This is a genomic window from Glaciecola nitratireducens FR1064 (assembly GCF_000226565.1).
Lineage (GTDB): Bacteria > Pseudomonadota > Gammaproteobacteria > Enterobacterales > Alteromonadaceae > Glaciecola > Glaciecola nitratireducens.
This window is the reverse complement of sequence record NC_016041.1, coordinates 2,480,300-2,496,607: the sequence shown is the minus strand read 5'-3', so window position 1 is coordinate 2,496,607 and position 16,308 is coordinate 2,480,300. Positions and strand designations below refer to the sequence as shown.

Sequence of the window (16,308 nt, the reverse complement as noted above, 5' to 3'; positions counted from 1 at the left end):
AACAAAGGGTTTTGTAGGCAGAGGGCGAGAAGCAAAGGCTCAGTCATGCTGCTTGTGGTGGCTTTATTTACTGTTTTGAATGCTTGCACTTCACACATCGAACAAGTGGGAGAAAAGCATAAAGAAGCCGCGCAAAAATGGAAAGAAATGGCAAATTATGTGTCGAGCGATTTACCCGAGTTCGGCTACACCATCACGGCTGATATTCAATTAAATCAGTCGGCATCAGGTAAACAATTCGAATTAACCAATATTCAATTTGCTACAAACCAGCAGACAAGCACATTAGATCTACTACGTCCTCAATTTGAGTTTAAATATATCTGTATTGATAGCTGTGTGCAGTTAACTGAGTATACCCAAACCAACTTGCAGTTTGATGAGCAAGCAATAAAGAATGTGCAGGAGGGCAGTTTTTTAGCCAAGCAATTACAACGTTATGAATTTGAGTTATTTGATTTTTATGCCGCGTTGTTTGTCTTGAATGATAATCTCATGAATTTAGTCACTAGGGACCAATCTTCCTTCGACAGTTATCTTTATTATCTTGTGGATCAGGACTTCCAAGCAAAAACCTTTAAGGAATTTTCAGCCTATGCCAAAAAGGTATTATCGCTGTCTGCGTTTAACGAGTATTTAACTGATCCCGTTGTCCAATATCAAAGCACTTACAATAGATTGTATGGGAGGCCAACGCCCTCTGACACAGTTAAATTTAAGGGCCTTGTTACCGCAGATGAAAGATTAATAAAAAACACTGATTTTATTACTGAAGATGAGTTAATGATTGCCAACGCAAGCCTTATTAGTGAAGACCAAGCGTCTAAAACATGGCAGGAACCTGCTACTGTTACTCTAGTGCAGTCCCACTGGTCTGTAGTGAACCAATTGCCAATAACTTTAGGCAACACTGTATGTAGCTACGCGCAAAACTATTTTGGTATAGTGAAATCCATGGGGGAACAAGATGTCTCTTTACTTGTTCAAGGACAAGCAAAACAATTTGCTGATGGTGTGCTGTTAGATATTGAACAAGGTAGTTTGTTCAGCTCTGCCATGCAAGTATCCTTTGTACCTATGGCTGAAGACTTAGTGTTACTTAAATCAGACTTAGCTCCCTGTACATTACAATAGTGCCGTTACAGGGAAATCGCTTAAGGTAAGGTAGCTATCTGTTTAATATTCAAATAACGCCGATCAAGAGCCTATTAGTGAGATCATTCCTGTATTAGATTGAGTCTTATTAAGCATTTGATCGTTATTTTGAGATACTGGGTCTGTTTTGATGTTTCTATCACTAGGGCTATTATCAACCGGTGGGTTAGGCTGACTACTTTTGACTAGCGAATAAGCGATTTCATTAGGAATAAAGCTTTGTGCCGATGCCACTACCGCTTTTGAATTGAATCCAACGATACGAGCATTCACTAAATAGCCATGTTGTAGTTTTGACATAGTACCCCCTATGACATAACGGGCGGGTAAGTCACCAGAAAAATCCTGATAATCCTTACTAAATGCAAAGTCGCCCTGCTCGGTAATGCGAATAAAGCCTGTTGCTTTAAAATCAATCACTGGGATGCCAAACTTATGCACTTCGTGAATGAGGCTTTCTGCGAGTTGAACTCCCAACAAATTAGCTTGGTTGTAATCACTATCTAACATCACAAAGCTAACAACAGCGACGGGTGTGGTGGCATTAACATACTGCAAATTGGCTACTAAGTCTTGCATCAGCCCCTGTGCATAATGATTAATATTATGTTTTGCGGTAGACAAGGGCTTTGGCCCATTTTGTTCGGTATCACTGGAGAAATAGCGTTTATTGACCTGCGCTGAGTTAGCTTGATACCTTAGTTTTTGTTTAAACTGCTGTTGAAACATCAGGCTAGATTGCAGGGGCGCAGATGTGTCTGACTCCACCACTTGGCTATTGTCATCGGAATTGGTATCAGTATTTAATGAGGGGTCTTCACTAAACATCGAGCAACCGCATAAGGTTGCGCTAATAAGCAGTCCTAATAGCGTTCGTTTCATTTTGCTCTCCTAGTAGGCGTTCCGGTAAATTTGGTTGTTTTTTATTAGGGTGACTTTTGACTGACTCCACATCACATCATTGGGAACGTAGTCTGTGGCAGCAGCTATCACAATGTTTTCGGGCACTTGAATAAGGCGAATATTTACCATAGTACTGTTTTCTTGTAGCGTGTAAGTGCCTGTCAAAAAGTAGTCGGTGGCAATGTCTTTTGTCAGATCGTTGACGTTTCTACTCAGCATATAATCAGCGTTGTCACTTATTTTGATTGAAGGCATGGTTTTATATTCAATGACTTTTAAGCCAGCTTGAGTGGCGAAGGTCATCAGGCTTTCTTGGATTTGTAATCCAAGGGCAGAATGCTCTGGCAAGGACTCGCCGCTATTTAACATAGTCGGTAAAATTGTGCCGACTGCTAGGGTTTGTGAGGCATCAAAGGTTTGGGAAGTGCTAAATAGTTGCCTAGCAAGTTGCTCTACATGGCTATGCAAAGTGTTGCTAGGGTGACGATAGGGCGCTTGAGTGACAGACTTATCACTGTCAGTGTTTTGCCAATTAGCTGAGCTACAACCACTAATCAGCGCACTTACTAAAACTACAAACCATAATTTTTGCATTGTATTCACGTTGTTAAGCATAATATTGATTAGATCTTAGCAATTACAGTGCCAATGAGATTGCTATTTGGTTGAAAGGTTTTTTCAACTCGTCCTCTCTTATTAATAATCTTCTTAAAGTGGACAGCTTATGAACATCTTGAATCTCTACAAAACCAGTCATGCAGCATTTGATAAAATCTCAATACTTGAGGTGGGGCGCCTCTATTAATACGCTTTTATTTGGCACCCGTGATGATCCAAGCCGGTTGGAATAAGTCTTTAGGTTTCGACAGCATAGTGGATTGGTTTGCTAATTGGATTAGCCACTACCTCTTCTTCTTGTTTGCCTGCATCAGGATCATTGTATACAGCCAAAGCTCGCATTCACTTAAAGTATTCCGACTGACTACAAATGGCACAAAGCGCCAATTGTCTAAATAGACGTGTCTGTCGGCCTTTTCAGTTGTTGAGATAACTACTGTGTACGCTTTTTATTCGGTTTTATCTTTGTAATCACACAAGTCTTCAATAATGCACGAACCACATCTAGGGTTTCTGGCAATACATGTATACCTGCCATGTAATATCAACCAATGGTGTAGGTCATACATAAATTCAGTTTTGTTAGGGGTGTTCTTAATGATGTTTCGTTCGGTTTCTTCAACCGTCTTACCCTTAGCATAACCCGTGCGATTAGCTACTCTTTGAATGTGTGTGTCAACCGCGATGAAGTATTTACCTTTATTATCTTTTAGCCAGCCAAAGGCAGTATTTAAAACAACATTAGCAGTCTTTCTGCCAACGCCGGGCAATGCTTCTAAAGCCTCTCTGTTTTCTGGCACAACTGAACCATGGTCTTCAATCAAAATACGGCAAGTTTCAATGACATTTTTAGTTTTTGAATTAAATAACCCTATGGTTTTTATGTATTCCTTTAAACCATCGATACCTAGTGCATAGATTGCTTCGGGCGTATTCGCCACAGGGTAAAGTTTGTCTGTCGCTTTGTTAACGCTAACGTCAGTGGCCTGTGCTGACAAAATTACCGCGATAAGCAATTCGAATGGACTTGAAAAATTTAGCTCAGTGGTTGGGTGGGGGTTATTAGCGCGCAAGCGAGAGAGCATTTCATGACGTTTCTCTTTGTTCATATGTCCGTTCCTGTAACTCTTGCTCGCTGCACAACTTTAGCCTGTTTAGCGCTCTCTAAACGCTTTTCTGCTAGCTTGTCTAGCATGTTCTTACACGCAATTAACAAGCCCATTCCTAAGAATGCGCCCGGTGGTAATATCGCTAACAAGAAAGGGCTGTCAGTGGTAAAAACGACAATGGTGAGGTCTTTTGCCCAAGCGCCCAATAATAAATCGGCACCTGTAAATAGTGTTCCGTAGCCTAGCAGTTCGCGCATCGCGCCAAGGACCACTAAAATAAATGTGAAGCCGAGGCCCATCATTAGCCCGTCGAAAGCCGCAAACTGGACAGGGTTCTTTGATGCGTATGCTTCTGCCCGCCCGATAATGGCGCAGTTAGTTACAATTAATGGAATGAAGATGCCAAGTGCTTGATATAGCTCAAAGGTGAATGCGTTCATTAGCAACTGCACAATCGTAACGAATGCAGCGATGACCATTACAAAGATGGGGATCCGAATTTCGTTCGGAACAAAATTTCGTACGAGCGAGACTGTGATATTAGAGCCCAATAGAACAAGAGTTGTTGCAATGCCTAAGCCTAAGCCATTGATGACGGTTGCCGTTACAGCAAGTAACGGACATAGTCCCAATAATTGAACTAGGGCTGGGTTGTTTTTCCAAATCCCCTGGACGGTTAAATTTTGATATTCATTCATTCGCAGGTGCCTTTATTTGGGCGAGTACATCCATAGCTAAGGCTTCTTTCGCTATGGTATCGTCAGCGAAAGCTTCCCTAGAGGACCCATCGATATCAGGACTAGCACAATTACTTGCCGTATTAAAAATCATGTCGCGATTTGCGTTGTAGTATACGAGAGTGCTCTTAACCGCTTGCACAACTGCTCTAGGCGTAATTGTGGCCCCAGTAAATTGATCAAATTGGCCGCCGTCCTTTTTCACTTGCCAGCGTTTATCGTCTTTGCCACTGAACGGTACATTGGCAAAGGACAATACCCAGTCGCTAACGCGCAGGTCAACTTTGTCACCTAAGCCCGGTGTTTCTTTGTGTTCAACGACTCGCGTGCCAATCGATGTTCCATTTAAACTGACCGCGACAACCATCTTAATTTCGCCGCTGTAGCCATTAGGCGCACTAGTTTCTATCACTGCGGCTACGTTTTCACTACCATTACGGGCTCTAAAAATGCGTTTGTCTTGCGTGGTGCCCAACTGTTCAGGTGCGTTCACTATTATGCAGTCTAAATTCAGTTCATTAGTGTGCGAATTTTCGGGAACCAATTCATTTAAGACCGATAAAAGCTGTTTTTCTTGTGCACGTTGAATTCGGTCTTTTGTACCCGCAAAAGTGACAGCGATGAGACCCGTAGTTACCAGCGCAAAGCCTGCTAAAATAGCGCCATTTTTTCCCATGTAATTCATTATCATGAGCTTTTTCTCGCTTTGCTTTGATGGCCATAGGTTCTAGGCTGCGTGTAGTAATCAATTAGCGGAACAGTCATGTTCATAATCAGAACGGCAAAAGCGATGGCGTCAGGATATCCTCCCCAGTTTCGAATGATAATCACCCAAAAGCCAATAGCTGCGCCGAAAATAAGACGACCTTTTATTGTTGTAGATGCGGAAACAGGATCAGTCGCTATAAAAAAGGCACCAAGCACTAAGCTTCCGTTGAAGATGTGAAACAATGGTGAAGCGTATTGGTCTCCATCAAGCAAAAACAAAACAAAACTCAAGAGTGCTGCGGCGGCCAACATACTGCCGGGAATATGCCAATTAATCACTTTTGTTTTGATTAAAAATAAACCGCCGGCTAAATAAGCCGTTGCAACCCAAAACCAGCCTTTGCCATACTGGCCGTCGAAAATTATGTGTTCCTGAGCTTCAGTCACGGTATAACCTTGCAGCAGCGCAGTTTTCACAGCATCGAGTGGTGTCGCCATAGTTGCGCCATCAACGCCTACTTTCAATTGTTCTACACTAAAACCGGTGCTTGTGAAGCCTGTGAAAATAGTGTGTATCGCATCCCATAAAGTGTGAGATTGCTCTGCGATTGATAGGGGAGGTAACCACGATGTCATCTGTACAGGAAACGAAATCAACAGCATGACATAAGCGGCCATAGCGGGGTTAAACATGTTGTATCCCAGACCACCATAAAGTTGCTTAACAATTGCAATTGCAAAAAATGTTCCGATGACAATGACCCACCACGGTGCCAATGGTGGAATTGAAATAGCCAAAAGAAGTGCCGCTAAAACTGCGCTGTAGTCCTTTAATATGCGCTCAGTCTTTTTCTTTCTGAGTTCCATAATGACGCCCTCTGTTACTAAGGCGGTTACGATTGCTATGGCTGCTTGTACAAGAATACCAAACCCGAAAAACCACACATTAGTAAGAATACCGGGAATAGCTGCATAGCAAACGAGACGCATTACCTGACCGGTGTCACGTCGATTATGGTGGTGAGGTGAGCTAGATAAACTCAACATTGTCATGATTCGTTATTCTCTTTTTTGATTTGCTTCGCTGCTAGTTTTTTCGCTTTTGCTTTTGCAACCGCTGCGGCAACTCGTTTTTTCTTTGCTGCAGCTTTTGCTTCGGCATCCTCTTCTGCAGTGATATCTGAACTTTCGTTTGCGGTCGACTTAAGCACCGGCTTAGCTTGTTCAGTTTCATTCGTCGTTTTTGCTGATGTTTGTGATGATGCGGACTCTGTAGATACTTCGTCTATAGAAGCTACTTCCGTCTTATCAGACTCTGGAGCCGGCGCCCCTAGTGCGTCGTTTTGGGTCTGTTTTTTAGCTAAGGCTTCTTTTTTCGCTTTAGCTCTTGCCAGTGCTGCTGCAATTTTGTCTTTAGCGGCGCCACCATCTTTGTTCAATGAAGCTTTGCGTGCTTCGGCCGCAATTCTATGCTTTTCCTCGCGCTCTTCTTTTTCTTTCTGTAATCTGGCTTTGCGTGCCTCAAAGCGTATCTTCGCTTTGTCTGACCTTTCTTTTTCTTCTCTTTGGTTTCGAATATCCGCTTTTGCTTGGCGATAATAATGCACAAGTGGTATTTCACTTGGGCAAACATAAGCGCAGGCACCGCATTCAATACAATCGAAGAGATTATACTCTTCAGCTTTTTCAAGCTCCTTGGATTTGCTATACCAAAATAGCTGTTGTGGTAATAGCGATGCAGGGCAGGCATCAGAGCAAGCTGAACAGCGAATACAGGCTCTTTCATCATCTGGGTGCGGCAGTTCGTTGTCCGCTGGCACCAGTATGCAGTTGGATATTTTCACGATAGGCGTCAGCAGCGATGTCACAGTAAACCCCATCATCGGGCCACCCATAATAAACCTTGGTGACGACTGCGTGCTGTCATCGTAATCGCCGTGTTTCAATAAAGTCTGAATTGGCGTTCCTAAACGAGCCCATACATTCTTTGGAGACTTGAAACCCTTACCTGTCAGAGTTACCACTCGTTCTATTAATGGTTTTCCTTCTACGATGGCATCAGCAATGGCGTAGCAGGTTCCGACGTTATACATAATGCAACCAACATCGATGGGTAGGCCATCCGATGGTACTTCTCGTGATGTTAGCACTTGAACGAGTTGCTTCTCGCCGCCGGCTGGATATTTTGTTGGCACACTCACTACCTGATAATTTGTCTTTTGCTGGCAAGCTATCGACATTGTTTCAAGTGCTTCTGGCTTATTGTCTTCAACCGCAATAATGACCTGCCGGGGCTGCAAAATATGTACTAAAATATCAATGCCTTGTCGTATTTGCCAAGCATGCTCACGCATGAGTCTATCGTCAGATGAAATGTAGGGTTCACATTCAATACCATTGATGATTAGGAATTCGAGCGGCTTAGTATTGTTTGATTTAATGTGGGTTGGAAATCCTGCGCCGCCCATGCCGCTTATGCCAGCGTCGCAAATGCGCTCAATTAATTCTGACTTACCCGTTTTCGCATAATCAGCAACAGGCTTTAATGGGATCCATGTATCTTGCCCATCAGCGTCGATAATGATGCTTAGTTCAGGTATGCCTGATGGGTGGGCAGAAACGTGCTCTGTGACTTTTTTAACTATGCCTGACGTTGGGGCGTGCACTGGAACAGAAAATGGCGCTTCGCTTGCCGTAAGCGCTTGTCCTTTCAATATACTATCGCCTTCAGATACTATTATTCTCCCGTCGACACCAATATGCTGCTTAATGGGAACGTAGAAGGTTTTATCTAAAGGTAAAGTTTCAATATTCGACTGATTAGATAAGGCTTTTTGCTGAGGAGGATGAACCCCGCCTGGAAAATCCCAAAGTTGGTTTACACTAATGCGTTCTATAATTTCGTCGTAATCGGCAAACAAGGTCATACCCCTAAGACATATGCCTGATAGGTATATCACCCACAGGTACTTTATTAAACTTCCATTCCCAGTGACTAGAGTCTACTGCTACAGGTACCATATCGATACAATCTACCGGACAGGGGTCCACGCATAAATCACAACCTGTGCACTCATCAATAATCACGGTGTGCATTTGTTTTGCGGCACCGATAATGGCGTCAACGGGACAGGCTTGAATGCATTTTGTGCAGCCTATGCATTCGTCTTCTCTAATATATGCAACTTTTTTAACGTCCTCGACACCATGAGCGGCATCAAGTGGTTTTGCATCAACGCCCATTAAAGTTGCTAACTCTTTTATCGTTGCTTCGCCTCCTGGGGGGCACTTGTTGATATCATCACCATTTGCGATAGCCTCAGCGTATGGCTTACAGCCAGGATAACCACACTGGCCGCATTGTGTTTGCGGTAATATCGCATCGATTTGCTCGACAAGTGGATCGCCCTCAACTTTGAAGCGAATTGAGGCAAACCCGAGTAAAGCGCCAAAAACAAGCGCTAAAAATACAATGGCAGCAAGCGCCAGTAGAGTAAGCATCATTTCACTAACCCTGTGAAGCCCATAAATGCTAAAGACATTAAACCTGCCGTTATCATTGCTATGGATGCTCCCTTGAATGGGGTAGGTACATCCGCTGCCGCCAGCCTTTCACGCATTGCGGAAAATAGTACAAGGGCCAAAGAGAAGCCGAGCGCAGCTCCAAATCCATACATGATAGACTCAATAAAATTGTGTTGTTCAGTAATATTCAACAAAGCGACACCTAAAACGGCACAATTGGTCGTGATGAGCGGCAAAAAAATACCAAGGAGTCGATAGAGAGTAGGGCTCGTTTTATGCACCACCATTTCGGTGAATTGGACGACAACGGCGATCACGAGAATAAAACTGAGGGTACGCAGATACTCGATGCCTAGTGGGGTCAAAATATAGGCCTCGACAAGATAGCTGGACATGGAGGCAATTGTTAACACAAATGTTGTCGCCATCGACATGCCTATAGCCGTTTCGAGCTTCCCTGAAACTCCCATAAATGGGCACAAGCCTAGAAATTGTACAAGGACAAAGTTATTGACTAGCACAGTTCCAATTAATAAAAGTATTATTTCGGTCATTTACCTATCATTCTTTTGTCTTATGTTGTTGATAAATATAAAGTTTTAATTTTTTTATCAAAGAATATTGCTTTGCCTGACAGCACTAACTGACTATTTGCATCGCGAAATAAAAGCTTCCCTTAAAATTGCTAATATTATCGCTTTTTCCAGCGCGTTTAACAACTTGTATAACAGGATTGTGTTGGATGTGTGTATATAAACTGAAACGAAGCGAAAGATACTACTAAGTATTGCGATTGTGTGAACAACACCAGGAGAAATTGGCTCCCCCTCCCCGACTCGAACGGGGGACCTGCGGATTAACAGTCCGTCGCTCTAACCAACTGAGCTAAGGGGGAACAGGTGCTGTATCGTTAAAAGTGGCTCCCCCTCCCCGACTCGAACGGGGGACCTGCGGATTAACAGTCCGTCGCTCTAACCAACTGAGCTAAGGGGGACCTGCTTTTAACGGATGCGGATATTAATGACGTAAGGCTGCTGTGTCAACAATGTTCTCAGCTTTTTTACCGTTTAATTTTCGTTTGCTTATAAAGTGAGCAGTTAGGGTGTTGCGATTTGTTGATGTAGTTCTATGTCTGGTTCGGCACTTCGTGTACTAAATTAATGATAATGTTGGAAATAACTATCCGTCTTTTTTATAGAGTAAATGATAACTATATTTTTTATTTCCAATTTATTGATTTAACTGTTTTATTAGGTCAAAAAGTTATTAAAATTACTTTGACTACTGTTAATATAGCCAGTTGTTTATAAGGTGATAGCGCAACTAAAATGCCCCAAAGGTTAGTGGTAACTTACATAAATTTTTGACAAAAAGCCGTTAGCGACCGTCACTATTAGGGCGCAGTTAGTTATCCACTAGATCTGTGGATAAGTATGTGGATTAAAGGCTTAAACTAAAAGCCTAGCTTAATCAAATTTTGTCAATAGAAATCACCTGAAAAATGTAAAAATAAAAAAAGTTAATAAAAACAACTGGATAGCTTTGTAGTTGTTAGTCGCTATTTTTAATGGTTGACAGCGACTATTTTTCTCAATGCCTGTGTATTACTTCATTGTTTTATAAATAAAAGGCGCTTTATGACAGTTTATTGACGTTTTTTAGGGCAATAATCAATGGCTTGGGACTATTTGTTGACGGCATAGAAATCTATCAGTTTCGTGCTGATAAAAAGACAGACTATAAAAAAGCAAACTAAAAACGCTAATTAAGAGTAAAAAGGCTCGAGATCTCTTATCATACTAAATCCAATGAGAACAAAATGACGGCACGCAGTGACTAATAATTACAATCATCGAGATATGCTTAACGGCGATATTGCGAAAACGTTAAAAAGTATGACCATTCCGATGATCGTTGGCATGATCATGCTGATGACATTCAGCATAGTAGATACCTTTTTTGTTAGTATGTTGGGCACAGAACAACTGGCTGCCATTAGTTTTACGTTTCCCGTGACATTTACCGTTATTAGTCTAAATATTGGCTTAGGCATTGGTACGTCAGCGATTATCGGTAAGTATATTGGCTCTGGTGATACTGTCCATGCAAAGACAATTGCAACCGGCGCTTTGATGCTCTCTGCGCTGTTGGTGGGAATATTGGCAGTCGTTGGCGTGTTTAGTATTGAATTCATTTTTTCGCTTATGGGGGCTGACGAAACCCTCATGCCTTTCATCAAGGCTTACATGGTACCGTGGTATTTGGCAGGGATATTCTTAGCCATACCCATGGTCGGAAATTCAGTCTTAAGAGCTTTTGGCGACACGAAAACGCCGAGTATTATCATGGCTGCAGGCGGAGCAATTAATGCCGTATTAGACCCTATCTTAATTTTTGGCTGGGGACCTATGCCAGCGTTGGGTATTCAAGGTGCGGCCATTGCAACAGCAATTGCGTGGGCTGTATGTGTTGTATGGATACTCTATCTATTGGCGGTGAAGCGACAGTTGATCGAATCTCGTTTACTGAGTTTGCAGGAGTTTATTGTCGCATCAAAGGGTGTTTTGAAAATTGGATTGCCGGCTGCAGGAGCAAATATGCTAACGCCTATCGCTGGCGGTGTAATGACTGCTGTTGTGGCCACTTATGGTGCAGAGGCTGTCGCTGCATGGGGAGTTGGGAATCGACTGGAATCCATGGCAAGCATTATTGTTTTAGCGCTCTCTATGTCACTCCCTCCATTTATCAGTCAAAACTATGGAGCAAATAAATTAGCTCGAATCAAAACAGCGTTTGATATGGCTGCGAAGTTTGTCATGTTATGGCAGCTTATGGTTTTCGTTATTTTAGTGATATTTTCTGGCTACATCGCACAGGTATTCGCTGAAGAAGCGAGCGTTAAGCGTGATATCACTTTGTTTCTCTGTATTGTACCTTTAGGCTATGGCCTGCAGGGTATTATTATTTTGGTTAATTCGTCTTTTAACGCGATGCATAAGCCGATGTCGGCATTAGTATTAAGTATATTAAGATTATTTGTATTTTATGTACCAATAGCATCATTGGGCAGTTATTTATATGGCTTAATAGGGCTATTTTGGGGTTGTGTTATTGCTAACGTTGTTACTTCGGTTTTGGCGTATATATGGTTCAATCGAAATTTAAAGAATGAAATGGCGCTGCAAACTTTTTCGCCAGTGCTTGGAAGTGAAAAATGAGTAAAGGTTTTACCCTAAAGTCGAATTATAAGCCAGCCGGTGATCAACCTACCGCAATAGCATCTCTTGTGGAGGGGCTGGAGTCTGGTTTAGCAAAACAAGTACTTTTGGGAGTTACTGGTTCAGGTAAAACATTCACCATGGCCAACGTAATTTCTCAGGTTCAGAGACCCACATTGATAATGGCGCATAACAAAACATTAGCGGCGCAGCTATATGGTGAAATGAAAGAGTTTTTCCCAAATAATGCGGTAGAGTATTTTGTTTCCTACTACGATTATTATCAACCAGAAGCATATGTGCCCAGCACAGATACCTTCATAGAGAAGGACGCTTCGATTAATGATCATATAGAACAAATGCGTTTATCTGCAACAAAAGCACTGATGGAGCGTCGCGATGTAATCATCATTGCCTCGGTTTCCGCTATATATGGCTTGGGTGATCCGAAAAGCTATATGAAAATGCTATTGCATTTGCGCCAGGGCGATATTATGGACCAGCGCGATATTCTTAGACGTCTCGCTGAACTTCAATATAAGCGTAACGATATTGCTTTTGAACGAGGCAGCTTCCGAGTGCGCGGTGATGTGATCGATATCTTTCCGGCTGATTCTGAGAAGCAAGCTGTCAGAGTGGAGCTGTTCGACGAAGAGATTGAATCGATTAGTTTATTTGACCCGTTAACCGGTGCGGTTGATAAAAAGGTGGTGCGCACCACTGTGTTTCCAAAAACGCACTACGTAACGCCACGTGAAAAAATTGTTGCCGCAATCGATAGAATTAAGGAAGAGCTAAAAGAACGACGCGAAAACCTTAAAGCAAATCATAAGCTGATTGAAGAACAGCGTATTAGTCAGCGAACTCAATTTGATATCGAAATGATGCTGGAGCTTGGCTATTGTTCCGGTATTGAGAATTATAGTCGCTATTTGTCGGGAAGAGCACCGGGCGAGCCACCACCAACGCTGTTAGATTATTTTCCATCAGATGGACTCATCTTTATTGATGAGTCCCACGTCACGGTGTCGCAAATTGGGGCAATGTACAAAGGGGATCGTTCTAGAAAAGAAACGCTTGTAGAGTTCGGATTTAGGTTGCCGTCAGCGATGGACAATCGACCTCTCAAATTTGAAGAGTTTGAACATATTTCGCCACAAACCATTTATGTGTCAGCCACACCGGGTAATTATGAGCTAGAAAAGTGCGACGGCGACATTGTAGAACAAGTTGTTCGACCAACGGGCTTAATTGATCCGCCTATAGAGATCCGTCCGGTGGCTACGCAGGTAGATGATGTTCTCTCTGAGATTGGTAAACGCGTTGCGGTAAATGAAAGGGTTCTTATTACAACGTTAACGAAGAGGATGGCTGAAGACTTAAGCGAATATTTGAACGAGCATGGTGTGAAAGTACGATATCTTCATTCAGACATCGATACCGTAGAAAGAATAGAGATTATTCGTGACTTACGTATTGGTAAGTTTGATGTGTTGGTGGGTATTAACCTGTTGCGTGAGGGCTTGGATATGCCAGAAGTCTCTTTAGTTGCCATATTAGATGCGGATAAAGAAGGCTTTTTGAGAGCTGAAAAATCGCTAATCCAAACAATGGGAAGAGCTGCGCGCCATATCAACGGGAAAGCAATTTTGTACGCTGACAGGATAACTGGGTCAATGCAGCGAGCCATGGATGAAACTGACCGCAGGCGTGCCAAGCAAGTTGCTTACAACGAAAAGCATGGGATCACTCCGCATGCATTGAACAAGCCTATTACTGATATTATGGATCTTGGTGATACCAACCATCCTGCATCGGGCAAGGTTAGATTGCGTAAAATTGCGGAAAAAGAAAAAACTTATAAAGCGATGAATGCGACTCAGCTAATGGGCAAAGTGGCTGAAATAGAGAAACAAATGTTCGAAGCGGCAAGGGACCTTGAGTTTGAAAAAGCAGCGTCATTGCGCGATGAGGTTGAAACGCTTCGCGCTGAAATACTAAAACTCTCTTAACACTTGTTGCTTTTTATTACGTTTCTCGAACAGTATGACTCAGACTTCAATTAAGCGCGGTTATGACACATCGACGCCTATTGCTGTTTGCGTCGTTTGTGACATTAGCTGAGATACCACAATAAATACATTGACCGCTGAAACCATCAAGCAACGCTAAACTAGCGTTTAAGTGTCTTGAAAACTAAAGCGTTTAATGTATTATACTTTTCTATTAACAAAGCGATTCAGACGAATATACACTTTAGTACAAAAGTGTGTTTTCTTGAAACGTTCATAATCAAGACCTTTGTTTACTAATAATTAGCAAGTAGCAATATTGCAGGTGCATCGCGCTAGCAAGGATGTTGAGCAGTTTTGGCATAAACTGCTAATTTACGGATAAATATGAGCAGATTGGAATGTCGCTCATAAGCTAGTTTTACTCATATTTATGCGTTAGTTACACGGACAGATACAGTCAATAGTTGTAAAGTTATACAAATCAATAACAAATTGATTGTAAAACTGACAAACATTGAATAGTATGTCGAGAAGTAGTATGAGCAATTATACCTAATGCGGTGGATATATGTTAAATCGTTTACAAGAATCTGATATTAAATTGTTGCGCGTTTTTTACGCTGTTGCTTCCTGCAATGGCTTTACGGCAGCAGAGCCGGTGCTAAGAATGCAACGTCCAAATATTAGCGCAGCAATTAAGAAACTGGAAGAAAGACTAGACCTGGTTTTGTGTCATCGCGGGCGCGGTGGTTTTCAAATGACAAAAGAGGGGGAAGTCGTTTTTCAAGAAACTAAACGTATCTTCAACGCCTTCGATAACTTTGTATTCAATTTAAAAAGCTTACATGACGACTACAGCGGTCACATCACCTTGGTGCTCATGGCTGGGCTGGCTACGTCGATGCAATTAGCGGTGAGTAAAGCCGTTAAGAGCACAATGAAAAAGTTTGACGACATTCACGTTAATATCCAAACGCGTTTATATAACGAAGTTGAGCATGTTGCGTTATCGGGCGAGTGCCACTTAGTGCTCTCTACGTACGACATGGTTAAACCTGAGTCAGTGACATTTCACTCCACCGGAGTGCATTGTAAAGGTCGCCTTTACTGCTCTCCAACGCATCCATTAGCGAAGTATCGAGAAGCTGATGCGCTTCCGGATAACGTTAGGATTGAAGACTTTCCAGCTATTGGTATGTCCGGATTGTCATCGGTAAACTATATCAGTGGTGAGAGAAGACTCGCGATTCAAACATTCTCAGATTCATATGATGTTTGCATGGCTGCAGTTATGACCGGTGAGTACGTTGGCCTATTGCCAGATTATATAGCCAAAGAGCAGGGTGCTGCCACAGGCTTGGTGCCAATATGCAAAGGATCATTGTTCCCGTTCAGTCACGAGCTGTTTGTAATGAATGGAAAAAACACCAGACTTAATCCTGTGCTGCGTCACTGTATCAAAGAATTAGAGTACTTCATTTCTGAAAGCCAGAAGTAAATATTAGTATTTAAGATGGCAGCTATAGAATGAGCTTAACCTCCGCTAGTACTAAATGCTAACGGAGGTTTTTTAGTTTTAGTCCTGATATGCAATTGGATCAACGGTGTTGTTTTCAGCAAATGCTTCCAGCCTCTCTTGACATGCACCGCAGCGTCCGCAGGCTCTCTCTTGGCCATTGTAGCAGGTCCATGTGTCTGCATAGTCTAAGTTCATTGCCAAGCCATCCCTAAGGATATCAATTTTACTTGCCGCCAAATAGGGTGCTCTTACTTCAACCGCTTGATAGTTCGCGATTTTACATACATCATTCATCGCATCAACAAATTCGGTTCTGCAATCTGGATATATCGCATGATCACCAGAGTGGGCGCCGAAATACACGGCTTCGGCTTCGATCGAAACCGCATAACCTACGGCCATCGACAGCATAATCATGTTACGATTCGGCACTACGGTTGTTTTCATGCTCTCTTCTTCGTAATGTCCCTCAGGTACGTCAATATCGTCAGTTAATGCAGAGCCGCCGATGAGTTGATTTATTGAGCTAATATCTACAATTTTATGCTCGATTTTATGTTGCTCACAGACCTTTTTCGCAAAAAGTAGCTCTTTGCTATGTCTTTGTCCATAGTTGAAAGATACTGCATGCACATCATATCCCTGCTGCATGGCTTTGTTGAGAACAGTATATGAATCCATACCGCCTGAATAGATGACGACAACTTTCGCTGACATTTGGCATTCTCCTTTAAAAAAACGGTGCTGATTCTAAGCGATCCCTGTTAAAATCCCAACTGTATTCGAATAAGAAGTAGGTTG

The 16,308-nt window shown here is 42.4% G+C and carries 14 protein-coding genes and 2 tRNA genes; 4 read left to right on the top strand and 12 right to left on the bottom strand.

Going from position 1 to position 16,308, the window contains the following annotated elements; genetic code table 11:
• Positions 1–45 precede the first annotated feature (45 nt).
• Complete coding sequence (locus GNIT_RS10730) at positions 46–1,134, top strand: hypothetical protein (protein ID WP_014109228.1); 1,089 nt, start codon at positions 46–48, stop codon at positions 1,132–1,134.
• A 63-nt stretch (positions 1,135–1,197) separates the two neighbouring features.
• On the opposite strand, the gene GNIT_RS17905 is transcribed toward GNIT_RS10730, so the two are convergent.
• The 11 genes from GNIT_RS17905 to GNIT_RS10675 form a co-directional block, all read right to left on the bottom strand.
• Positions 1,198–2,037 (bottom strand): FlgO family outer membrane protein, encoded by an 840-nt coding sequence (locus GNIT_RS17905; RefSeq protein WP_014109227.1) that lies wholly within the window; start codon positions 2,035–2,037, stop codon positions 1,198–1,200.
• 9 nt (positions 2,038–2,046) lie between these two features.
• Positions 2,047–2,652, bottom strand: coding sequence for a FlgO family outer membrane protein (locus GNIT_RS10720; RefSeq protein WP_014109226.1), 606 nt, complete (start codon positions 2,650–2,652; stop codon positions 2,047–2,049).
• A gap of 473 nt (positions 2,653–3,125) precedes the next feature.
• Positions 3,126–3,785 carry an endonuclease III gene (gene nth, locus GNIT_RS10715; RefSeq protein ID WP_014109224.1) on the bottom strand — a complete coding sequence of 220 codons (660 nt, stop codon included), beginning with the start codon at positions 3,783–3,785 and terminating at the stop codon, positions 3,126–3,128.
• Positions 3,782–4,483 carry an electron transport complex subunit E gene (locus tag GNIT_RS10710; protein WP_014109223.1) on the bottom strand — a complete coding sequence of 234 codons (702 nt, stop codon included), beginning with the start codon at positions 4,481–4,483 and terminating at the stop codon, positions 3,782–3,784. Before GNIT_RS10710 ends, nth begins: the two co-directional genes overlap by 4 nt.
• Positions 4,476–5,207: an electron transport complex subunit RsxG gene (rsxG, locus tag GNIT_RS10705; RefSeq protein WP_041246400.1), complete on the bottom strand. Its 732-nt coding sequence runs from the start codon at positions 5,205–5,207 to the stop codon at positions 4,476–4,478. The genes GNIT_RS10710 and rsxG overlap by 8 nt, the downstream gene beginning before the upstream one ends.
• 2 nt (positions 5,208–5,209) lie before the next feature.
• Positions 5,210–6,283, bottom strand: a complete 1,074-nt coding sequence (rsxD, locus tag GNIT_RS10700; protein ID WP_014109221.1) for an electron transport complex subunit RsxD — start codon at positions 6,281–6,283, stop codon at positions 5,210–5,212.
• On the bottom strand, positions 6,280–8,157 hold the full coding sequence (gene rsxC, locus GNIT_RS10695; protein ID WP_014109220.1) for an electron transport complex subunit RsxC: 1,878 nt from the start codon (positions 8,155–8,157) through the stop codon (positions 6,280–6,282). Before rsxC ends, rsxD begins: the two co-directional genes overlap by 4 nt.
• 4 nt (positions 8,158–8,161) lie before the next feature.
• Positions 8,162–8,734, bottom strand: coding sequence for an electron transport complex subunit RsxB (gene rsxB / locus GNIT_RS10690; RefSeq protein ID WP_014109219.1), 573 nt, complete (start codon positions 8,732–8,734; stop codon positions 8,162–8,164).
• Positions 8,731–9,309, bottom strand: coding sequence for an electron transport complex subunit RsxA (rsxA, locus tag GNIT_RS10685; RefSeq protein ID WP_041246399.1), 579 nt, complete (start codon positions 9,307–9,309; stop codon positions 8,731–8,733). The genes rsxB and rsxA overlap by 4 nt, the downstream gene beginning before the upstream one ends.
• A gap of 264 nt (positions 9,310–9,573) precedes the next feature.
• Positions 9,574–9,650 (bottom strand) — tRNA-Asn (locus GNIT_RS10680).
• 22 nt (positions 9,651–9,672) lie between these two features.
• Positions 9,673–9,749: transfer RNA gene (locus GNIT_RS10675), tRNA-Asn, on the bottom strand.
• Between the two features lie 865 nt (positions 9,750–10,614).
• Here GNIT_RS10675 and GNIT_RS10670 point away from each other — a divergent pair.
• The 3 genes from GNIT_RS10670 (at position 10,615) to GNIT_RS10660 (ending at position 15,486) form a co-directional block, all read left to right on the top strand.
• The gene (locus tag GNIT_RS10670) at positions 10,615–11,973 is read left to right on the top strand and encodes an MATE family efflux transporter (protein ID WP_014109217.1); all 1,359 of its coding nucleotides are present in this window, start codon (positions 10,615–10,617) and stop codon (positions 11,971–11,973) included.
• Positions 11,970–13,985, top strand: coding sequence for an excinuclease ABC subunit UvrB (gene uvrB / locus GNIT_RS10665; protein WP_014109216.1), 2,016 nt, complete (start codon positions 11,970–11,972; stop codon positions 13,983–13,985). The genes GNIT_RS10670 and uvrB overlap by 4 nt, the downstream gene beginning before the upstream one ends.
• 571 nt (positions 13,986–14,556) lie before the next feature.
• Positions 14,557–15,486 carry a LysR family transcriptional regulator gene (locus tag GNIT_RS10660; RefSeq protein WP_014109215.1) on the top strand — a complete coding sequence of 310 codons (930 nt, stop codon included), beginning with the start codon at positions 14,557–14,559 and terminating at the stop codon, positions 15,484–15,486.
• Positions 15,487–15,564: 78 nt separating this feature from the next.
• Here GNIT_RS10660 and queC read toward each other — a convergent pair whose 3' ends face one another.
• Entirely contained in the window at positions 15,565–16,224 is a 660-nt protein-coding gene (queC, locus tag GNIT_RS10655; RefSeq protein WP_014109214.1) for a 7-cyano-7-deazaguanine synthase QueC, read from the bottom strand.
• Positions 16,225–16,308: the final 84 nt, after the last annotated feature.